The sequence below is a fragment of the Actinomycetota bacterium genome (assembly GCA_041658625.1).
Taxonomy (GTDB): domain Bacteria; phylum Actinomycetota; class JAHEXW01; order JAHEXW01; family JAHEXW01; genus JBAZZW01.
In genome coordinates this window covers 139,939-158,010 of record JBAZZW010000002.1, presented here as the reverse complement: position 1 = coordinate 158,010, position 18,072 = coordinate 139,939, and the positions used below count along the sequence as shown (strand labels likewise).

Annotated in this window: 13 protein-coding genes; all 13 read right to left on the bottom strand. The window is 54.7% G+C overall.

Features of this window, described 5'->3' with window-relative positions; translation table 11 throughout:
* Positions 1-19: 19 nt before the first annotated feature.
* A complete protein-coding gene (locus WC891_05680; GenBank protein MFA5867436.1) occupies positions 20-3,253 on the bottom strand; it encodes a hypothetical protein in 3,234 nt (1,077 codons plus the stop codon).
* 531 nt (positions 3,254-3,784) lie between these two features.
* A complete protein-coding gene (locus WC891_05675; protein MFA5867435.1) occupies positions 3,785-4,699 on the bottom strand; it encodes a branched-chain amino acid transaminase in 915 nt (304 codons plus the stop codon).
* Between the two features lie 93 nt (positions 4,700-4,792).
* Positions 4,793-5,854: a 3-isopropylmalate dehydrogenase gene (locus tag WC891_05670; protein ID MFA5867434.1), complete on the bottom strand. Its 1,062-nt coding sequence runs from the start codon at positions 5,852-5,854 to the stop codon at positions 4,793-4,795.
* 144 nt (positions 5,855-5,998) lie between these two features.
* Positions 5,999-6,487: a 3-isopropylmalate dehydratase small subunit gene (locus tag WC891_05665; GenBank protein ID MFA5867433.1), complete on the bottom strand. Its 489-nt coding sequence runs from the start codon at positions 6,485-6,487 to the stop codon at positions 5,999-6,001.
* The gene (gene leuC / locus WC891_05660) at positions 6,487-7,746 is read right to left on the bottom strand and encodes a 3-isopropylmalate dehydratase large subunit (protein ID MFA5867432.1); all 1,260 of its coding nucleotides are present in this window, start codon (positions 7,744-7,746) and stop codon (positions 6,487-6,489) included. The genes WC891_05665 and leuC overlap by 1 nt, the downstream gene beginning before the upstream one ends.
* 32 nt (positions 7,747-7,778) lie before the next feature.
* Positions 7,779-9,281 (bottom strand): 2-isopropylmalate synthase, encoded by a 1,503-nt coding sequence (locus tag WC891_05655; protein ID MFA5867431.1) that lies wholly within the window; start codon positions 9,279-9,281, stop codon positions 7,779-7,781.
* Positions 9,282-9,392: 111 nt separating this feature from the next.
* Complete coding sequence (locus tag WC891_05650; protein MFA5867430.1) at positions 9,393-10,034, bottom strand: histidine phosphatase family protein; 642 nt, start codon at positions 10,032-10,034, stop codon at positions 9,393-9,395.
* Between the two features lie 23 nt (positions 10,035-10,057).
* Entirely contained in the window at positions 10,058-11,644 is a 1,587-nt protein-coding gene (gene serA, locus WC891_05645) for a phosphoglycerate dehydrogenase (protein ID MFA5867429.1), read from the bottom strand.
* 30 nt (positions 11,645-11,674) lie between these two features.
* Entirely contained in the window at positions 11,675-12,829 is a 1,155-nt protein-coding gene (locus WC891_05640) for an alanine--glyoxylate aminotransferase family protein (protein MFA5867428.1), read from the bottom strand.
* 188 nt (positions 12,830-13,017) lie between these two features.
* A complete protein-coding gene (ilvC, locus tag WC891_05635; protein MFA5867427.1) occupies positions 13,018-14,007 on the bottom strand; it encodes a ketol-acid reductoisomerase in 990 nt (329 codons plus the stop codon).
* A gap of 146 nt (positions 14,008-14,153) precedes the next feature.
* Positions 14,154-14,642 (bottom strand): acetolactate synthase small subunit, encoded by a 489-nt coding sequence (gene ilvN / locus WC891_05630; GenBank protein ID MFA5867426.1) that lies wholly within the window; start codon positions 14,640-14,642, stop codon positions 14,154-14,156.
* Complete coding sequence (ilvB, locus tag WC891_05625) at positions 14,639-16,363, bottom strand: biosynthetic-type acetolactate synthase large subunit (GenBank protein MFA5867425.1); 1,725 nt, start codon at positions 16,361-16,363, stop codon at positions 14,639-14,641. Before ilvB ends, ilvN begins: the two co-directional genes overlap by 4 nt.
* A 17-nt stretch (positions 16,364-16,380) precedes the next feature.
* Positions 16,381-18,048 carry a dihydroxy-acid dehydratase gene (gene ilvD, locus WC891_05620; protein MFA5867424.1) on the bottom strand — a complete coding sequence of 556 codons (1,668 nt, stop codon included), beginning with the start codon at positions 18,046-18,048 and terminating at the stop codon, positions 16,381-16,383.
* Between the last annotated feature and the right edge of the window lie 24 nt (positions 18,049-18,072).

Here is an 18,072-nt window from a genome sequence, read left to right as displayed (position 1 = left end):
AAAATATTGCCTAAGACTCCTAGTCATGCGAATGGTCTGAATATGAACTTGTAACAGGAGTGTTAACAAACTCAAGCTCGGAGACTCTAAAAGTCGTGTTTGCGGATGTGATCCGGAACTTCATCCAGCCATAGCCCCTCATCATCTGAGCCAGAGAAGTGACATCCCATTGCTGCCACCCGGTCGAAATAACCGGCATATCAATGTATGATCTGACATTTACCCCGTCACTGTAATAACAATATAAGCGGACAGTGGCCGGCGCGGTAAGGATGCTTGATACATTAGCTTTCATAATCACTTTGGAGTATGCCCTCGAATCGGTAGCCAGCTTAACCGTAACTACCTTACTTGAGCTCGTGGCTTTGACAACATCGTATCCGTTCACCAAAATGCCGTCTTTCAACGCCGCGGTTATGTCAATGCTGGAATAATATGATTCCTTGCTCGACGGTGAGTACAAGCCGGTGATCCAGGTTGCTTTATTTGCCGATACAATTATTGGTGACGGTGGTGTCGGCTGAGGTGTACCGGATGTATGGCAGGTACTACAGGATACTTCACCTGAGTGTTCCCCATGGATGTCGCTCACCGAATGCTCATGGCATGATACGCAAGCCGGCGCGTTCTGTCCATGGCATGTGCTGCACGGGGTTGCTTTATGGTCATCCTCTCCGTGGATCTCGTTTGATGTATGCTCGTGACATTCACCGCAAGCGCTATATGGCTCCCTAAGGTGATGAGGCGATTGGCCGTGACACGCGTCGCATGTCTTGTCCCATGGCTTTACCTGCTTCGCCCAGGTCATATTCCTTCCGGGCAATACGGTGTGACAGATATTGCAGCTCGTCGAATATCCAAGTTTCGAAATATACTTGTCATGCTCCGATTTCAACTCGCTGTTGTGGCAGTTGCTCGCGAAACACCCCGTGGGCGATGAGCTGGCTGTATGTTGAACAGCGTCATACCCGTGGTTGCTTGTCGTTTTGTCAACATGGCAGTCCTGGCAGCGGTTCGTGGTCGGTAACGCGTCCGGTGACGCGTGGCAGCCACCGAACAGGTTGCTGATCCCGCAACTCGTCGTTCCGTTGATAGCTGTCGTATTCAAATGCAACGCGCTGACATCGGCTAAATGGCATTCTACGCATTCAGTAGAACTTGTGGCGTGTTTCTGCGCGTCTAGGGTGTGCACGCTGCCGTTTCCGGCTGTCACGGTATGACATCCGCCCTGGGAACAGTTCTTATCCCAAACCGTGAACGAGTCCCGTGGCGTCGGGTGGCACGTTGAGCACTGCACCTGATAAGTTGAACTTGACGGTTTGTCATTATGCTCTGTTATCAACGCCGTATTATGGCATTTCACACATTCATAGCCTCTATAAGTCGTTCCGATGTTAACCGCTGTGTGTATAGCGTTTATATTATGTAATGTGTGGCACCCGCTACAGTTTGTGTTCTTCGTTTCTATCGCCTGTTTCACCTGAACCGGGTCTAACCTCGTTCCTTGATAGTCGTGGCATGACAGGCAACTTAATCCTCTCGTTTGATGTTCGTTCGCGAGATTCGAGCTGGCATGGCATCCGGGTATCGAGCAGGTCGCATTTATTTCCGCTGATTCATGTAACGCAACGTGGCCCGTATACGTAGAGTAGTCGGGACTTATGCCCGTATGGCAGTCGGCACATCCGGATTTGACTCCGGTCACGGAGTACCTTGAAATGGCGCTCATGGTTGCCGGAGGTGCTTGCGGCCCGTGACAAGTCTGACAGTCATACGGCTTGGCCGTCACCGGGTTGGTGCGCGCCGCGTGTTCATTTGCCAAGTTGCCGGCATGACACATAGCGCAGGAGGTTCCTACAAGATCGGGCACATTTGAGTGCAGAGTTATGTGGTTCTGATTTGCCAGCGACGCCGGTATGCCCTTAGTCCCCTGCACCGTCGGATGGCAGTCCTGACAGCCCGCCTTGTCACCATAGGTTTTTAAACTCATCTTATATTGTTGGATCACCCGAAGCGCCGTTGCTCCGTAAAGAGGCCCTTTGCCGAGATGGCAAGAGTCGCACGCAAGGCCCCTTTGGCTGTGCTCGGTTGACAAATCGTTCTGGTGACATGGCAGACAAGTAGAACCATCCACGTAGGGATTGGGTTCGTGCACCGTTCTATGCGGCTCGACTTGATCGTTTGTGTGGCAGCTCATGCACTGGGGCTTCGGTTCCGGAACTAGTGTTGAAGAGCCGCCCACGGTATAGACAAACTGGTCGCTCCCCAGGAAAACATCCTGCGAATACATCCTGGTCGGCAGGGCTATTAGCAGCGACATGGTATCGGCGTTTATGAGATATAAGGTGCTCGCGCCGCTAAACGCATTGGCGACCGCATAGACGCGCCTGCTTGCGGCGTCTAAGGCCAAAGTTATTTTCGTTGTCGGGCTGCCGCCGAGGAACACAGAGGATACGCTCATGCCCATCCTGGTATCTAATACGTTTAGCCCGGCGGTCCCACCAATAAACAAGCGACCGGTGGCATCATCGGACGCCATGTCGGAAATCAAACCCGGTATCGCCACCGACGCCATTGTAGTCCCGGTGACGCGATCAATGACCTGGATGATGCCCGTAAACATACTATTGTCATAACAGGCGACAAAGATGTTACCTGCGCTTTGGTCTATCTCTATGCCTTGCGGACGAATCGCGCCCCCGGTCAGAGGTATCGAGTTCACTATCGTTCCTCCGGACGCGTCCAAGACGGTTATCGCGTCTCTGTCATATAAGCAGACATAAAGTAAACCCGTAGATCTATCGATGGCAACGTCTTTAGGACTGCCTCCTATAGGAGTTACGTTCACTACGGTGTTTGAGTAACAATCGATAACAGATATGTCATTCGAAGACGCGTTTGCCACGTAGGCCTTGCCGGTACTTTCACTAACGGTTACACTGCACGGCCCGGCTCCCACCTGAATATTTGTCAATAGCTGTCCATAGAGCGGACTGGTGATGTCGTTATCAACTACGGAAACGGTGTTGTCGGCGTAGTTGGCGACATATATACGTTTTAGAAGCATGCTCTCCGCGACGCTCTTGGGATTGTTCCCGCTTGGAAGGGACTGAGGGAAATATGTCGTACTGTCGATCTTTAAACAGAAGCTTCTCGTCATCGGCGAGTTCTGGACGACGGCGTGGCATTGCGGATTCGCGCAAGTCGGGCTGACCTGGTATTGAGTGAACCCGTTGGCTACGGTGAGAGGCATAAATCCAGGAAAAACCGCCCCGTGATTGGAGTGAGATACCTGAACGTGGCACACATTGCAGTCGACTTGACTATGACATCTCGAGCATTCAGGTTGATCGGCCCTGCCGTTCACTCCCGAGTGGTTAACATGAAGAGCAGACGCTTCCATTGTCGGATATGGGCTTTTGAAGAAACCGAAAGGCGACGCTATCGTGCCAATATCACACGTCCCGGGAAGTAAGGCTTGGTGGCATGTCCCGCAAGCTGAAGAACCTACGGGATCTGCGTCAAAGGTCCTTAGCGCTGCTACATGGCATGCTGAGCAATCGGCAATATCGGATTGAGCAAGTCCTGGGGTAGCATTGGCAGCTAGCGAGATGAGAATCACTAAAATGACTCCGACAACGAGTCTTACGTACGAAAGCAGTGGAGTTTTTCTTGACAGTTTCACATCAGCCCCCGTGATGTAGAAAGTGGCTCACCCCGAATACAGTTATTCCTACCATATTTTAAGGTTTCTGTCAATGAGAAATCTCCCGGTGGCAAGGACTTAGACGAGCTCACACCAGTCTTTGTATTCCTCGCGTTTGCTTACGATGGCGTCGAAGAAGACTTCTTGGATGGCTTTGGTGATTGGACCCGGATCCCCGATGACGCGGTCGTCGACTTCGCGGATCGGCACGATCTCCGCCGCGGTACCCGTATAGAAAGCCTCATCCGCCAGGTAAAGGTCCGAACGGACCAGGTTGTCCTCGATAACCGTATAGCCGAGGTCGTTGGCGATGGTGATGACGGAGTCGCGCGTGATTCCTTCCAGCGCGCCGGCGTGCGTCGGCGGCGTATACAAGACGCCGTCTTTGACCATGAAGATGTTCTCACCGGAACCGTCGGTTACGAATCCGTACGTGTTCAAGAGGACGGCTTCGTCGTAGCCGGCGTGGATGATCTCCACTTTGGCCAGGATGGAGTTGATGTAGTTGCCGCTGGCTTTGGCCGCCGGCGGCAGGACGTTTACGTCTATGCGACGATAGCTGGAAACCTTGGCGCGGATTCCGTGCTTGATCCCTTCCTCGCCAAGATAAGCGCCCCACGGCCAGCAGGCGATGCTGACGTCGACCGTTGCGTTTAGGGGATTCAAACCCATCTCTCCGTAACCGCGGTAAACGATCGGCCTGATATAACATCCGTCCAGCTCGTTCACCCTGACGAGCTCTTTAGTCGCGGCGACCAGCTCTTCCGTTGAATAAGGAATCTCCATGTAATAGATCTTGGCCGAGCGGTGCAACCGCTCCATGTGGTCGGTCAGACGAAATACCGCCGGCCCGTCAGCCGTTTTATAGGCCCTTATGCCCTCGAAGACGCCCGAACCGTAATGCAGGGCGTGCGTCAGCACGTGGATTTTGGCGTCGTGCCAGTCCACCATTTTCCCGTTCATCCAGATTTTCTTAACTTCCGTTATCGGCATTAATATCCTCCTTTGTTAGCCATGAGCCATAAGCCGTGAGGCTGGTTTGATATCATCCTCATAGCTCGTGGCTCGCGCCTCGTGGCTGACAGATTAACCTTGTTCTTGTACGTATTTAACTATTAGGTCGCCGACTTCTGAGGTAGTGTAGCCCATTTTCCCGGCCGCCATGCTCTTAAGCTTGTTGCCGGTCACATCGGCCACGCCGGCTTCGATCTTGGCCGCTGCTTCAGTCTCGCCCAACGTGGCCAGCAAAAGCCCCAAGGCGCTAATGGCCGCCAGAGGATTGATAGCGTTCTGACCGGTATATTTAGGGGCGGAGCCGCCGATCGGCTCGAACATCGACACGCCTTCCGGGTTGATATTGCCGCCGGCGGCGATACCCATGCCGCCCTGCGTCATCGCGCCCAGGTCGGTGATTATGTCGCCGAACATATTGTCCGTCACGATTACGTCGAACCATTCGGGATTCTTGACCATCCACATGCAGATGGCGTCGACGTGCGCGTAGTCCGTCTTGATATCCTTATACTCGACCGCGATCTCGTTGAAAGCTCTTTCCCATAGATCGAACTCGAAGGTCAGGACGTTCGTCTTTCCGCACAAGGTAAGCTTCTTGTCTTTGTTCCGCGCGCGGCAATACTCGAAGGCGTAACGGATGCATCTCTCGACGCCTTTGCGCGTGTTGATACTTTCCTGGATAGCCACCTCGTCCGGCGTTCCCTTTTTCAGAAAGCCGCCCGCGCCGGCATATAACCCCTCGGTGTTCTCCCGGACGACTACGTAATCAATATCCTCCGGGCCTTTGTCCTTTAACGGCGTCTCGACGCCCGGATATAACTTTACCGGTCGTAAATTAATATATTGGTCTAACGCGAAACGAGCCTTCAGGAGGATGCCTTTTTCCAGAATGCCGGGTTTTACGTCCGGATGCCCGATGGCGCCCAGAAATATCGCGTCGAGCTTCTTGAATTCTTCAATGGCCGAATCGGGCAGAGTCTCGCCGGTTTTCAGGTACCGGTCGCCGCCGAAATCATACTGAACCAGCTCGTATTTAAAGCCGTACTTCTCCGCGGCGGACTCGAGAACTTTCAATCCCTCGCGGACAACCTCCGGCCCTGTTCCATCGCCCGGCATAACACCTATTTTGTACATATGATCTCCTGTTTATCTGTTGGTGATGCTAGTGAAATAAGTGATGACAGAGGTGATGATAGTAATATATGTGATAGCTGTTAATACCTTTATCTCCTATCACTTCAATACTCACCTTCTTCACTTCACAATTCACTTCCATCACTACGCTCTATCTTTAATGTAGTTGATCAGGCCGCCGGCCTTGATGAGTTCCTGCAAGAACTCAGGGTACGGTTTGGCCTGATATGTCTGTCCCGTCGTCTCGTTGACGATCTTGCCCGTTTCCGTGTCCACGGACACGTTATCGCCGTTACTGATCCCGTCAACCGCGGCCTTGCTTTCAAGCAGCGGCAGCCCGGTGTTGATCGCGTTCCTAAAAAATATGCGGGCGAACGACTTGGCGATGACGACGGACACACCCGCGCCTTTGATGGCCATCGGCGCGTGCTCGCGCGAACTTCCGCAGCCAAAGTTTTCCTCGGCAACCAAGATGTCGCCCGTTTTGACCTTTTTAACAAACTCCGGGTCTAACGTCTCCATGCAGTTTTTGCCAAGCTCAACGGCATCCCAACTGACCAGGTATTTAGCCGCTATGATATCGTCCGTGTTAACGTCGCGTCCGTATTTCCAGACGTTTCCCTTGTATCTCATTACAGTTCCTCCGGTGATCCGATCCGCCCCAAAATCGCCGAGGCCGCGGCGATTGCCGGATTGGACAGATACACCTCACTGCCTTTATGGCCCATCCGGCCCATGAAGTTCCTATTAGTCGTGGCGATGGCCCTTTCCCCTTCCGCCAAGACGCCCATGTGTCCGCCGAGACACGGTCCGCAGGTCGGCGTGGACACGGCTGCGTTAGCGTCAAGGAAGATGTCGAACAGGCCTTCTTTCATCGCCTGACGGTAAATCTCCTGCGTGGCCGGGATGATAATCAGGCGCACGTTCTTGGCCGCCTTATGCCCTTTAAGAACCGCGGCTGCCACGCGCATATCCTCGATCCGTCCGTTGGTGCACGAGCCGATGACCGACTGGTTTATCTTGATTCCCGCCGCCTCGCCGACTGGTTTGATATTCGATGGCAGATGGGGAAAGGCGACCAGCGGTTCAATATCCGTAACGTCGAATTCGTATTCGGCTTCGTATTCCGCATCCATGTCGCTTTCATACACAGAAAACGGCTTGCTAACGCGCTCCTTAACATATTTAAGAGTGGCCACATTCGGCGCCATGATGCCGTTCTTGCCGCCCGCCTCGATGGCCATGTTCGTCATGCTTAGCCTCTGGTCTACGCTCATCGAGTCAATGATCGGCCCGGTGAACTCCATCGCCTTATACAGCGCTCCGTCGACACCGACTCGGCCTATCGCGGCCAGCATCAGGTCCTTGCCGTACACCCAGGGCCTGAGACTTCCCTTATATATATACCTCTGGCTGGCCGGAACCTTGACCCATATCTTCCCCGTGGCCATGGCCGCCGCGATATCCGTCGAACCCATGCCGGTCGCGAAAGCGCCCAAGGCGCCGTAGGTGCAGGTATGAGAATCGGCGCCGATGACGGCGTCACCCGGCTTAACAAGGCCTTTCTCCGGCAACAGGGCGTGCTCTATGCCGCCGCAGCCGACGTCATAGTAGTTCGTAAGGTCCTGCTCCTCGGCAAACTCCCGCATGAACTTGGCCTGTTCTGCGCTTTTAACGTCCTTTCCCGGAACGTAATGATCGGCGACCAGCACGACTTTGTCTTTATCAAAAACGCGCGACTTCCCGACTTTGCGGAATTCGGTTATGGCGATCGCGGCCGTAACATCATTGGCCAGGACGACGTCCAGGTCGATTTCCAGAAGGTCGTCTGGCCGGACTGTATCTTTGCCCGCGTGAGCCGCCAGTATTTTCTCGGTTATCGTTGAACCCATCTTCCCTTATCCCCTTCTTCCCCTATTCCCCATCACTTACTAAGATACTTATTAATCGCGTTAAGATAGGCGCGCGCGCTGGCTTCGATTATGTCCGTCGACACGCCTCTGCCTAAAACCTGTTTATCCTTAATGCTTAGCCTGATTAAGACGTCGCCCTGGGCGTCCAGGCCGCCCGTGATGGCGCTGACGTTATACGAAAGAAGCTGGGGCTCTAAGCCGACCGCTTTATCTATCGCTTTACATACGGCGTTGACCTGGCCGTCGCCCGTTTCTTCCATCTCTATTGTCTCGCCGTTCTTGCTTAAACGGATTGTCGCCCGGGGTGTCTCGCCGGTCCCGCTCGACGTCTTGATGAAGTCCAACCGGTAAACAGCCGTTGCCGCCCGGATATCCTCAGCCAAGATGGCTTCCAGGTCGTCGTCTGTAATCTCATTTTTCTTATCCGCCAGAACCTTGAATCGCTCAAAGGCGCTGTTCAATTCATCATCACTCAACTTATAGCCGAGATCCCCCAGGCGCTGTTTAAAGCCATGGCGGCCGCTCGTTTTGCCAAGAACTATCCGGCTGGTCGTCCAGCCGACCTGTTTCGGATCCAGAATCTCGAACGTCGTCCTTTCTTTCAAGACACCATCCTGGTGAATGCCGGATTCGTGAGCGAAAGCGTTGGCCCCGACAATCGCCTTGTTGGGCTGAACGTTGTAACCCGTCAATCGGCTCACGAGCCTGGAGGTCCGGACGATTTCAATAGTCTTCAATCCGGTTTTCGGCCCTATTATGTCCTGCTTTATATCCAGGATCATGACAACCTCTTCCAGCGACGTATTGCCGGCGCGTTCTCCCAGTCCGTTGACCGCGCATTCGATCTGCCGGGCGCCGTTACGGACTGCCTCTATTGAATTAGCCACGGCCAGCCCAAGATCGTTATGGCAATGCACGCTGACTACAACATCCTCAATCCCCGGTACGTTTCTGATGACGTTGTGAACTAAAGCGCCGAACTCCTCGGGGAGCGCGTATCCTACCGTATCGGGGATGTTTATCGTCGTCGCTCCGGCCCCGACCGCGGCCGCGAATATCTTATAAAGAAAATCCAAATCGCTCCGGCTGGCGTCCATCGCGGAAAACTCGACGTCCTCGCAGTAGCCCTTGGCGCGCTTGACGGCCGCCACGGTCATCTCCAGGACTTCGTCCTTCGTCTTGTGTAATTGATGTTTGATCTGGACGTCGGAAGTATTTATAAACGTGTGAATGCGCGGCCTCTCGGCCGGCTGTATCGCTTCCCAAGCCCGGTCTATATCCTTGTCTATGGCCCGGGCCAGCGCGGCGATAACTGGTCCGCGAACCTTTTCCGAGATGGCCTTGACCGCCTCGAAATCTCCCGGACTGGTAATCGGAAAGCCCGCTTCGATTATGTCAACGCCCAGTTTAGCCAGCTGCTCGGCAATCTCCAGCTTCTCCCGAGAGTTCAAGCTTATACCGGGGCTTTGCTCCCCGTCTCTTAAAGTCGTATCAAAAATTAATACTCTATCCATGCTCTTCCTTTGTTTAACTTCTCGACTTAGCCGCCTATGGCGACTTCGCTCGAAAAATATTTCTGCCGCCCTTATCGGGTTTTTTATTTCTTATTTAATATTTCTTATTTATTAGAGTGCTCCAGTAGTCGTTTCGTCCAACACCCCGCCCAGGTGACACGTGTCGTTGAGCAACGTCACCCGGAATATGCCCTTTTCGTATTCGAGAATCGAGATAGCCGCGTTGCCTTGCTTAAACTGCCAGAAATGCGAGCTGTCCAGGCCGAGAGCATAACATAGCAGGACCTTGTTGGTCGCGTCGTGGCCGGCGATCACAACCGTCATTCCGTCGGGCGTGAGCGCCAGAATCTCGGTCATCTTACGGACCGCCCGTTCCCTGATATCCCGCAGTTCCTCGCCGCCCGGCATCTTCGCCTCATGAGGATTGTTCAACCAGGTCTCATAGAGCTCGCCGTGAGCGTCAATGACCGCGTCCAAATGCATGCCTTCCCATGACCCGTGGTCAATCTCGTTGAATTCTTCGGCGGGAACAACTTCCTTGCTATGCCAGCCCGCGATAAGTTGGGCCGTCTCGAACGACCGCTTCAGCGGGGAAGAGTAAATGTAGTCCACGTGAACATCCCGCAGGGCTTCAGCCAGCTTTTTGGCCTGCTGCCTGCCTATGTCGCTCAGCTCGATATCAAGCCGTCCCTGGAACTTGCCTTCCTTATTCCAAGCGGTTTCGCCGTGCCTGACTAAGATGATCCTGACCATTCAACCCCCGGCGCTTAAGCGTCCTACAACGTAATGAATTTTGCCATCGTCACATGTATGACTTTGACGAGCTCTTTCATCAGTTTATCCGGGATCTCCTGGTCGACAGTCAGTCCCATCATTGCCTCTTCGCGGTCCGGCGCCAAACCAACCTGCATCATCCCGATGTTTATGCTGTTCTTCCCGAGCATCGTCCCGATCGACCCGATAACGCCTGGCCGGTCGTGATAGCGGAAGAAAGCCATGTATTTCATAGGCTTCAGATCCAATTCGAATCCGCCGATTTCGGTGATACGCGGTTCGCCCCTGCTGCCGCCCAGGCTGCCCTTGACGTACATCGTATCCTTGCCGCCCGCGCTGACCTTGATATAACCCGATCCCTCACGCGCTTTGGAGTTCTTGATCTCTCGAACCTCCAACCCTCGATCCTTGGCCATAAGCGGCGCATTGACGAAAGTCACCGGCTCGTATACGACCGGCGAGAACATGCCTTTTAAGACGGCGACCGTCAGGATCTCAACGCCGAAATCCGCCAGCTCCCCGCTGTATTCAATATCGATAGTGTTCAGTTTGTTTTCATGAAGGTGCGTGAAAATCGCGCCCAGGGTCTCGGCCAGGGGTATATAAGGTTTAACCTCATCGGCGATTCCCATTGGTGACGCGCTTATGTTTACGGCCGCGCTGACAAAGTCTCCGTCTAGCGCGGCGATTACCTGCTCGGCGATCATAACGCCCGCTTTATCCTGAGCCTCGTTAGTCGAGGCGCCAAGATGAGGGGTGGCGACCACATTATCTAGTTTAAGCAACGGGCTGTCCGCCGGCGGCTCGTTCTCGAAAACATCAAGCGCCGCGCCGCCCACCTTTCCGCTTACCAGCGCGTCGTACAAGGCTTTCTCGTCGACGATGCCCCCGCGGGCCGCGTTGACTATGCGAACCCCGTCCTTCATCATTTTGATTTCCTTGGCGCCGATAAAGCCCTTGGTTTCCGGCGTTTTCGGCAGATGAATCGATATAAAATCGCTTTGCTTTAGAAGGTCCTCAAGGTCCAGAACAATCTCTACGCTTAACTCGTCGAACTTGTCCGCGGCTACGTACGGATCGTAGGCAATGACCTTCATCCCGAAACCGCGAGCCCGGCTGGCCACCAACCCGCCGATTCTTCCCAACCCGACGATGCCGAGCGTTTTTCCGAAAAGCTCTACGCCCTTAAACTTACTCCGTTTCCATTCGCCTTCTTTTAGCGTCGCCTGCGCTTGCGGAATCATCCGAGCCTCAGCCAGTAGCAACGCCAGCGCATGCTCCGCCGCCGAGATAATGTTGCTCTGCGGCGCGTTGGCGACGATTATGCCCTTTTTTGTCGCGGCAGGTATGTCAACATTGTCCAAACCGATGCCGGCCCGGCCGATGATCTTAAGGTGATCTGAAGCGTCGATTATGTCCTCAGTGATTTTTCCCGCGCTTCTCACGATCACCGCGTCATAGTCTTTGATGTGCTCCTTCAGCTCGTCCTGAGTCCATTCTTGCTTGACGTCAACGTCGTAATGCTCTTTCAGCATCTCGATGCCCGCGTCCGCGATCTTATCTTTGACCAGAACCCTCATCTTGCCCATTGACACACCTCCTTGTTTTATGTCGATCGATTATTTTTTAGCGGCTTCGAAAACCGCTTCGGCCGCGGCTACGCCCGCGCCCGGCGTGGTTTTAACACCCAGGTCGGACAAAGCCATTTCCAAGCCGGCCATACACGATAATATGTCGAACCTGTCGTAATAACCGCAGTGCCCGATGCGAAATATCTTTCCTTTGACCTTGCCCTGGCCGCCGGCGGCGGTAATACCGTAGTCTACCCGCATGGCCTTGACGATTGCTTGACCGTCGACGCCTTCCGGCGCTCTGACCGCCGTCACCGAGTGCGCGTTCGGGTCCTCCGTGCCGAATAGATCCAGGCCGAGGGCTTTAACGCCGGCCCTTGTCGCCGCCGCATTGCTATGATGCCGCGCGAACACGTTCTCCAGTCCCTCTTCCTTAATCATCCTCAACGCTTCCGCCAGGCCGAGAATCGTTGACACGGCCGGGGTAAACGGGCTTTGCGGCTGTTCCTTGTGCAAAGCGTCGCGGCTCTTTTTGTAATCGAAATAAAACTTGGGCAGGGTTGATTTCTCGACGGCCTGCCATGCCTTGTCGCTAACGCTGACAAAGGCGAGCCCCGGAGGAGTCATGAGAGCCTTCTGCGAGCCGGCTACGACGACGTCTACCTTCCAGGCGTCGGTTTGCAGGTCGGAGGCGCCAAGACCGGAGATCGCGTCAACGATAAAGATGGCCGGCGTTTTGGCGACTATGGCCGCCATGGCCTCGATATCGTTAACAACGCCCGTAGAGGTCTCGCTGTGAGTCGCCAATACGCCCTTGATGTCCGGATCGGCGGTCAGCGCGTCCGCGATATCCTGCGGATTCGCGTGCGTCCCCCACTCATAATCGAGTTTGGTCACGTTAAGACCGTATGTCTCGGAGATCTTCGCCCAACGCTCGCCGAAGTTGCCGATGGACACTACCAGGACTTTGTCGCCCGCTGAAAAACAATTGGCGACGGCTGACTCCATGCCGCCCGTGCCTGATGACGCGAACATGATGACGTCGTTCTTGGTTTGGAAGACGTACTTTAAATCGGCTAAGACCGCCAGAATGACCTCGGTGTAGATGGGCGCCCGGTGGTGAATCATCGGCTGAGCCTGCGCCAGCAGTACTTCCGGGGGTACCGGGGTGGGGCCAGGGGTCATCAAGTACTCTTTCCTCATACAGCATCCTCCTCTAAGGAATAAGTGAAATATTTATCAATATAGTAACGCAAACAAAGCACTTCTTTATATACCTAAACAGATCTTTTGCGATTAATAGCCGTGCCTTTATTGTGATGCTGGTGATAAAGGTTGCGATGCTAGTGATAATGTCACTCCATCACTTCCTGTTTCACTTTCATCACTTCCTATTTCTTCAGCCAGTCCATCATCTGCCGAAGCTCGCGACCGACCTTCTCAATCTGAAGATTCTTCTCCTCGTTTTCCATCCGGTTGAAATTCGGACGGCCGTCGGCATTCTCTTTCAGCCATTCGTCGGCGAACTTGCCCGATTGAATCTCGTCGAGCATCTTCTTCATCTCGGCCCGCGTTCCCTGGGTAATCAGACGTTCGCGCCGGCTCAAGCCGCCATACTCGGCGGTGTTGCTGACGAACGTCCACATCCCGGAGATACCGTGTTTCTGGACGAGGTCGGTAATCAGCTTAAGCTCGTGCAGACACTCGAAATAAGCGACTTCCGGCTGATAACCGGCGTTAATCAAGGTATCAAAACCGGCTTTGATCAGCTCCGTCACGCCTCCGCACAAAACAGCCTGTTCTCCGAAGAGGTCCGTCTCGGTTTCCTCCGCGAAAGTCGTTTCCAGCAAACCGGCGCGGGTGGCCCCGAGCGCTTTGCCGTAAGCCAGCCCTATTTCGTGGGCTTGGCCGGTGTGGTCCTGTTCGACAGCAATCAACGCCGGCACGCCCTTGCCCTCAAGATACGTCTCTCTGACCAGGAAGCCTGGTCCTTTCGGCGCAATCATGATGACATCCACGTTAGCGGGCGGCACGATCTGTTTGAAACGGATGTTGAATCCGTGCGCGAAGAAAAGCGCTTTCCCCTCGGTCATATGCTGATGAATATCCTGGTAATAGCAGTCCTTCTGGAACTCGTCCGGCAGTAGGATCATGATGACGTCCGCCGCCGCGGCTGCTTCGGCGATCGGCATCACATTAAAGCCTGCCTCAGCCGCCGCGTCCCAGGAAGCGTCCTTGATGCTGCCGACGATGACATCGACACCCGAGTCGGCCAGGTTGGCCGTGTGCGACCTGCCCTGGCTGCCGTAGCCGATAATGGCGACCTTCTTGCCTTTCAGGGCATCCAGGTTCGCGTCGCTATCATAGAAAATCTTTGCCATTGTTACTCCTCTTCTTTGCTTGCTTGTTCAATCAAGTGATACTAGCAGTGATATTTGTGGTGATGGGGGTGATGATAGTGATGAGTTCACTTCCATCACTTCGAAACTTACTTCCATCACTTCATAAATCACCTCATCACTTCCTTCTATTCTGTCATATGGCCGCCGCGGGCTAGAGCAATCTTACCCGTGCGGGACATTTCCTTAATTTGGTAAGGCCTCAGCATGTTCTCGATTGCGGCGATCTTATCCTCTGTTCCCGTTGCCTCGATGATGAGTTCGTCTCGCGTCGCGTCGACAATCTTCGCGCGGAAGATGTCCACGATCTCGATGATCTCGGCGCGCTTGGCCGGAGCCGCGCTTACTTTAAACAGCGCCAGCTCGCGCTCGACGGCTTCATCTGCTTTCAGGTCGCTGGTTTTTAACACGTTAATCAGCTTATTTAACTGTTTGTTGACCTGCTCCAGCGGCCGGTCAGCGATATCAACTACTATGGTCATTCTCGAAATCGACGGTCGTTCTGTCGGGCCGACGGCCAGACTTTCGATATTGAAACCCCGGCGGCTGAATAAGCCGGCTATTCTGACCAGGACGCCCGGTTTGTTCTCGACGAGCGCGGATACCGTGTGTCTCATCGTGAGCCTCCCTTCTTGGCGGCCGGTTTTTCGTAGATCATATCCTGCAGACCTTTGCCCGGCGGGACCATCGGAAAAACGGCTTCCTCCCGCTCAATGACGAATTCCAGGATGTTCGCTTTCTTGCTTTTAATGGCTTTTTCAATTGCCGGACGGACTTCATCAGGCTTTGTCACCCTGATCCCTTGAGCTCCGTAGGCCTCAGCCAACTTCATATAATCCGGCATCCCGGGCGCCAAATTGACCGCGGCGTATCGAGCGTCCCAGAACAGTTCTTGCCATTGCCGCACCATGCCGAGAAAAGAGTTGTTCAGAATGCAGACGTTAATCGGCAGGTCGAACGCCGACGCGCTGGCCATGTCCTGAGAAACCATCTGGAAACTGCCGTCGCCGTCTATGTCGAATACGAGTGCGTCAGGCTTTCCGACCTGCGCCCCGATTGCCGAGGGCAGCCCGAATCCCATTGTGCCCAGGCCGCCGGACGTAATAAACGTCCGCGGTTTTGTCGTCTTGATATATTGGGCCGCCCACATCTGATGCTGGCCGACGCCGGTCGTGATTATGGCGTTCTTATTCTTGGTCGCCTCGTGTATCTGTTCGATAACGTATTGCGGCCTTAGCGCTTTGTCTTTTTTATAGGTCAGCGGGTGCTTGGCTTTCCAGGCCAGAATAGTATCGTGCCATTCCGTCCAAGGCACGGTTTTCACCTTGGCAAAATCCTCCTTCAGTTCTTTGTACAGCTCGTTCAAAATCTGTTTGGCGTCGCCGACTATCGGGATGGCCACCGCGATGTTCTTGCCGATTTCCGCCGGATCGACGTCGATGTGAATGACCTTGGCGTGCGGCGCGAACGTCGACACCTTGCCGGTGACGCGGTCATCGAATCTTGCCCCGACGGCGATTATAAGATCACTGCCGGATATGGCGTGGTTCGCGTAAGCCGTCCCGTGCATTCCGAGCATACCCAGGCTGAGCGGGTCTGTTTCCGGGAATCCGCCTTTGCCGAGCAGCGTCGTCGTCACCGGAATCTGCGTCAGACGCGCGACCTTGGCAAGTTCCGGGGCCGCATTGGCGCTGATAATACCGCCGCCCGTGTAGAAGATGGGGCGCCGGCTTTCCAGAATCATCTTGGCTGCCGATTTGACCTGCTTGGCGTGGCCTTTGAAGATCGGTTTGAAACCAGGCAGCTTGATGTCTCCAGGCTCCTTGTATTCGAATTGTTGGATGGCGATATCGCTGGGCAAGTCGATCAACACCGGTCCCGGGCGCCCTGTTTTGGCGATATAGAAGGCTTCCTTCACGTACCGCCCGATATTGCGAGCGTCCTTAACCAGATAACTATGCTTGACGACCGGAAGGGTTATGCCGGTTATGTCGGCTTCCTGAAACGCGTCGGTGCCGATTTCCATGCTGCCGACCTGCCCTGTTATGGCCACTATCGGAATAGAGTCCATATACGCGTTGGCGATACCCGTGACCAAGTTTGTCGCCCCGGGGCCGGAAGTCGCCATGCACACGCCGACTTCGCCGGTCGCGCGGGCGTAACCGTCGGCCGCGTGGGCCGCAACCTGTTCGTGTCTCATCAGGAAGTGTTTGATCTTCTTGGATACGTGAAGTTCGTGATGTACGGCGATCAATCGCCCTCCGGGGATGCCGAACATATGTTTCACACCTTCGTTCTCCAAGCTCTTGACCAGGGCTTGCGCCCCTGTCATCTTCATACCCTTCCCTCCTTTTCCTATCTTTCGATAACGGCGCCGCGGTTGGCCGAAGAAACCAATCTCGCGTACAGCGCCAGATATCCCGTCTTCACTTTGACCGGCGGCGCGGTCCACCGCGACCGCCGCTTGGCTATCTCAGCTTCGTCAACCGCCAGGTTAATCGATCTGTTCGGAATGTCTATCTCTATCGTGTCGCCCTCCTCGACCAACGCAATCAAGCCGCCCTCCATGGCTTCGGGGGAGACGTGCCCGATGGCGCAGCCGCGCGAGCCGCCGGAGAACCGGCCGTCTGTGACCAGCGCGACCTTTGTGTCCAGGCCGAGGCCGCTCAAGGCCGATGTCGGAGCCAGCATCTCTTGCATGCCCGGCCCGCCTTTCGGCCCTTCATACCGGACGACGACGACGTCACCCGGTTTAATCTCGTTGGCCAGGATTGCCGCGGCCGCGGTTTCCTCGCTGTCGAAAACCCTGGCGCTACCGGAGTAAACCAGGATCTCGGGATTGACGGCAGCTTGTTTGACGACGGCGCCGTCTTTGGCCAGATTGCCCCAGAGAACCGTCAATCCGCCTGTCGGCGTGTATGGATCGTCAATCGGTCTGATGACTTTGTGGTCCTTCACTGGTGTATCCTTGATATTTTCCGCCATCGTCCGCCCGTTGGCGTTCAAGCTCGTCGTGTCGAGCAGGTTCCGTTTATTCAACTCGTTCAAGACCGCCGAGATGCCGCCCGCCTCATATAAGTCTTCCATCCGGTCCTCACCGGACGGGCTGATGTGGCATAGGTTCGGTGTCTTTGAGTTTATCTCGTTGACCATGTTCAAATCGAAATCAAGACCGGCCTCGTAGGCGATGGCGGCCAGGTGGAGCACGGTATTTGTCGAACCGCCCAGCGCCATATCGGTAATAATCGCGTTTCTCAGGGACTTTTGCGTTATCAGGTCCCCCGGCTTAATGTCCTTCGCCAAGAGGTTCATAACGGCCATGCCCGCCGTTTTAGCGAGACTCATCCGCTCCTTATAGACGGCGGGAATCGTGCCGTTGCCGGGCAAACCAATGCCCAAGACCTCGGTCAGGCAGTTCATCGAGTTAGCCGTAAACAGACCGGCGCAGGAGCCGCAGCCCGGACAGGCGACCGCTTCCAGTTCACACAGTTCTTTTTCAGTCATAACGCCGGCGCTGACTTTACCAACACCGTCGAACATACTGATCAAATCAACTTTCTTGCCTTTATAGGTGCCCGCCAGCATCGGTCCGCCGCTGATTAAAATCGTGGGAATATTTACCCTGAGCGCGCCCATTATCATTCCGGGGACAATCTTGTCGCAGTTGGCGACAAGGACAAGCGCGTCGAAAGCGTGCGCCCGCGCCATCGCTTCCACGGAATCGGCGATAATCTCCCGGCTGGGAAGGGAATATTTCATGCCGGCGTGGCTCATGGCGATGCCGTCACAGATGCCGATGGTCGAAAACTCAAGCGGCGTGCCGCCCGCTTCGCGCACGCCCTCCTTGACCATTCCGGCAATCCTGTCCAACTGTATATGGCCCGGCACTATGTCGTTGAAGGAGTTGGCGATGCCGATCAGAGGCTTTCTGATGTCGTCGTCCGACAGACCGACGGCCTTCAGCAGGGCTCGCTGAGGCGCTTTGGAAATGCCCTCTTTCATCGTTCTGCTGATGCGGTCCATGCGCTCCTCTTTCCTTGAAAATGA

Excerpts from the sequence above, each read along its gene's own strand:
- ilvB (MFA5867425.1), bottom strand. The coding sequence starts at position 16,363 with ATGAAGATGACAGGGGCGCAAGCCCTGGTCAAGAGCTTGGAGAACGAA.
- WC891_05675 (MFA5867435.1), bottom strand. The coding sequence starts at position 4,699 with ATGCCGATAACGGAAGTTAAGAAAATCTGGATGAACGGGAAAATGGTG.
- WC891_05680 (MFA5867436.1), bottom strand. The coding sequence starts at position 3,253 with ATGCCTCTCACCGTAGCCAACGGGTTCACTCAATACCAGGTCAGCCCG.
- WC891_05655 (MFA5867431.1), bottom strand. The coding sequence starts at position 9,281 with ATGGATAGAGTATTAATTTTTGATACGACTTTAAGAGACGGGGAGCAA.
- WC891_05650 (MFA5867430.1), bottom strand. The coding sequence starts at position 10,034 with ATGGTCAGGATCATCTTAGTCAGGCACGGCGAAACCGCTTGGAATAAG.
- ilvN (MFA5867426.1), bottom strand. The coding sequence starts at position 14,642 with ATGAGACACACGGTATCCGCGCTCGTCGAGAACAAACCGGGCGTCCTG.
- WC891_05670 (MFA5867434.1), bottom strand. The coding sequence starts at position 5,854 with ATGTACAAAATAGGTGTTATGCCGGGCGATGGAACAGGGCCGGAGGTT.
- serA (MFA5867429.1), bottom strand. The coding sequence starts at position 11,644 with ATGGGCAAGATGAGGGTTCTGGTCAAAGATAAGATCGCGGACGCGGGC.
- ilvC (MFA5867427.1), bottom strand. The coding sequence starts at position 14,007 with ATGGCAAAGATTTTCTATGATAGCGACGCGAACCTGGATGCCCTGAAA.
- WC891_05640 (MFA5867428.1), bottom strand. The coding sequence starts at position 12,829 with ATGAGGAAAGAGTACTTGATGACCCCTGGCCCCACCCCGGTACCCCCG.
- leuC (MFA5867432.1), bottom strand. The coding sequence starts at position 7,746 with ATGGGTTCAACGATAACCGAGAAAATACTGGCGGCTCACGCGGGCAAA.
- WC891_05665 (MFA5867433.1), bottom strand. The coding sequence starts at position 6,487 with ATGAGATACAAGGGAAACGTCTGGAAATACGGACGCGACGTTAACACG.
- ilvD (MFA5867424.1), bottom strand. The coding sequence starts at position 18,048 with ATGGACCGCATCAGCAGAACGATGAAAGAGGGCATTTCCAAAGCGCCT.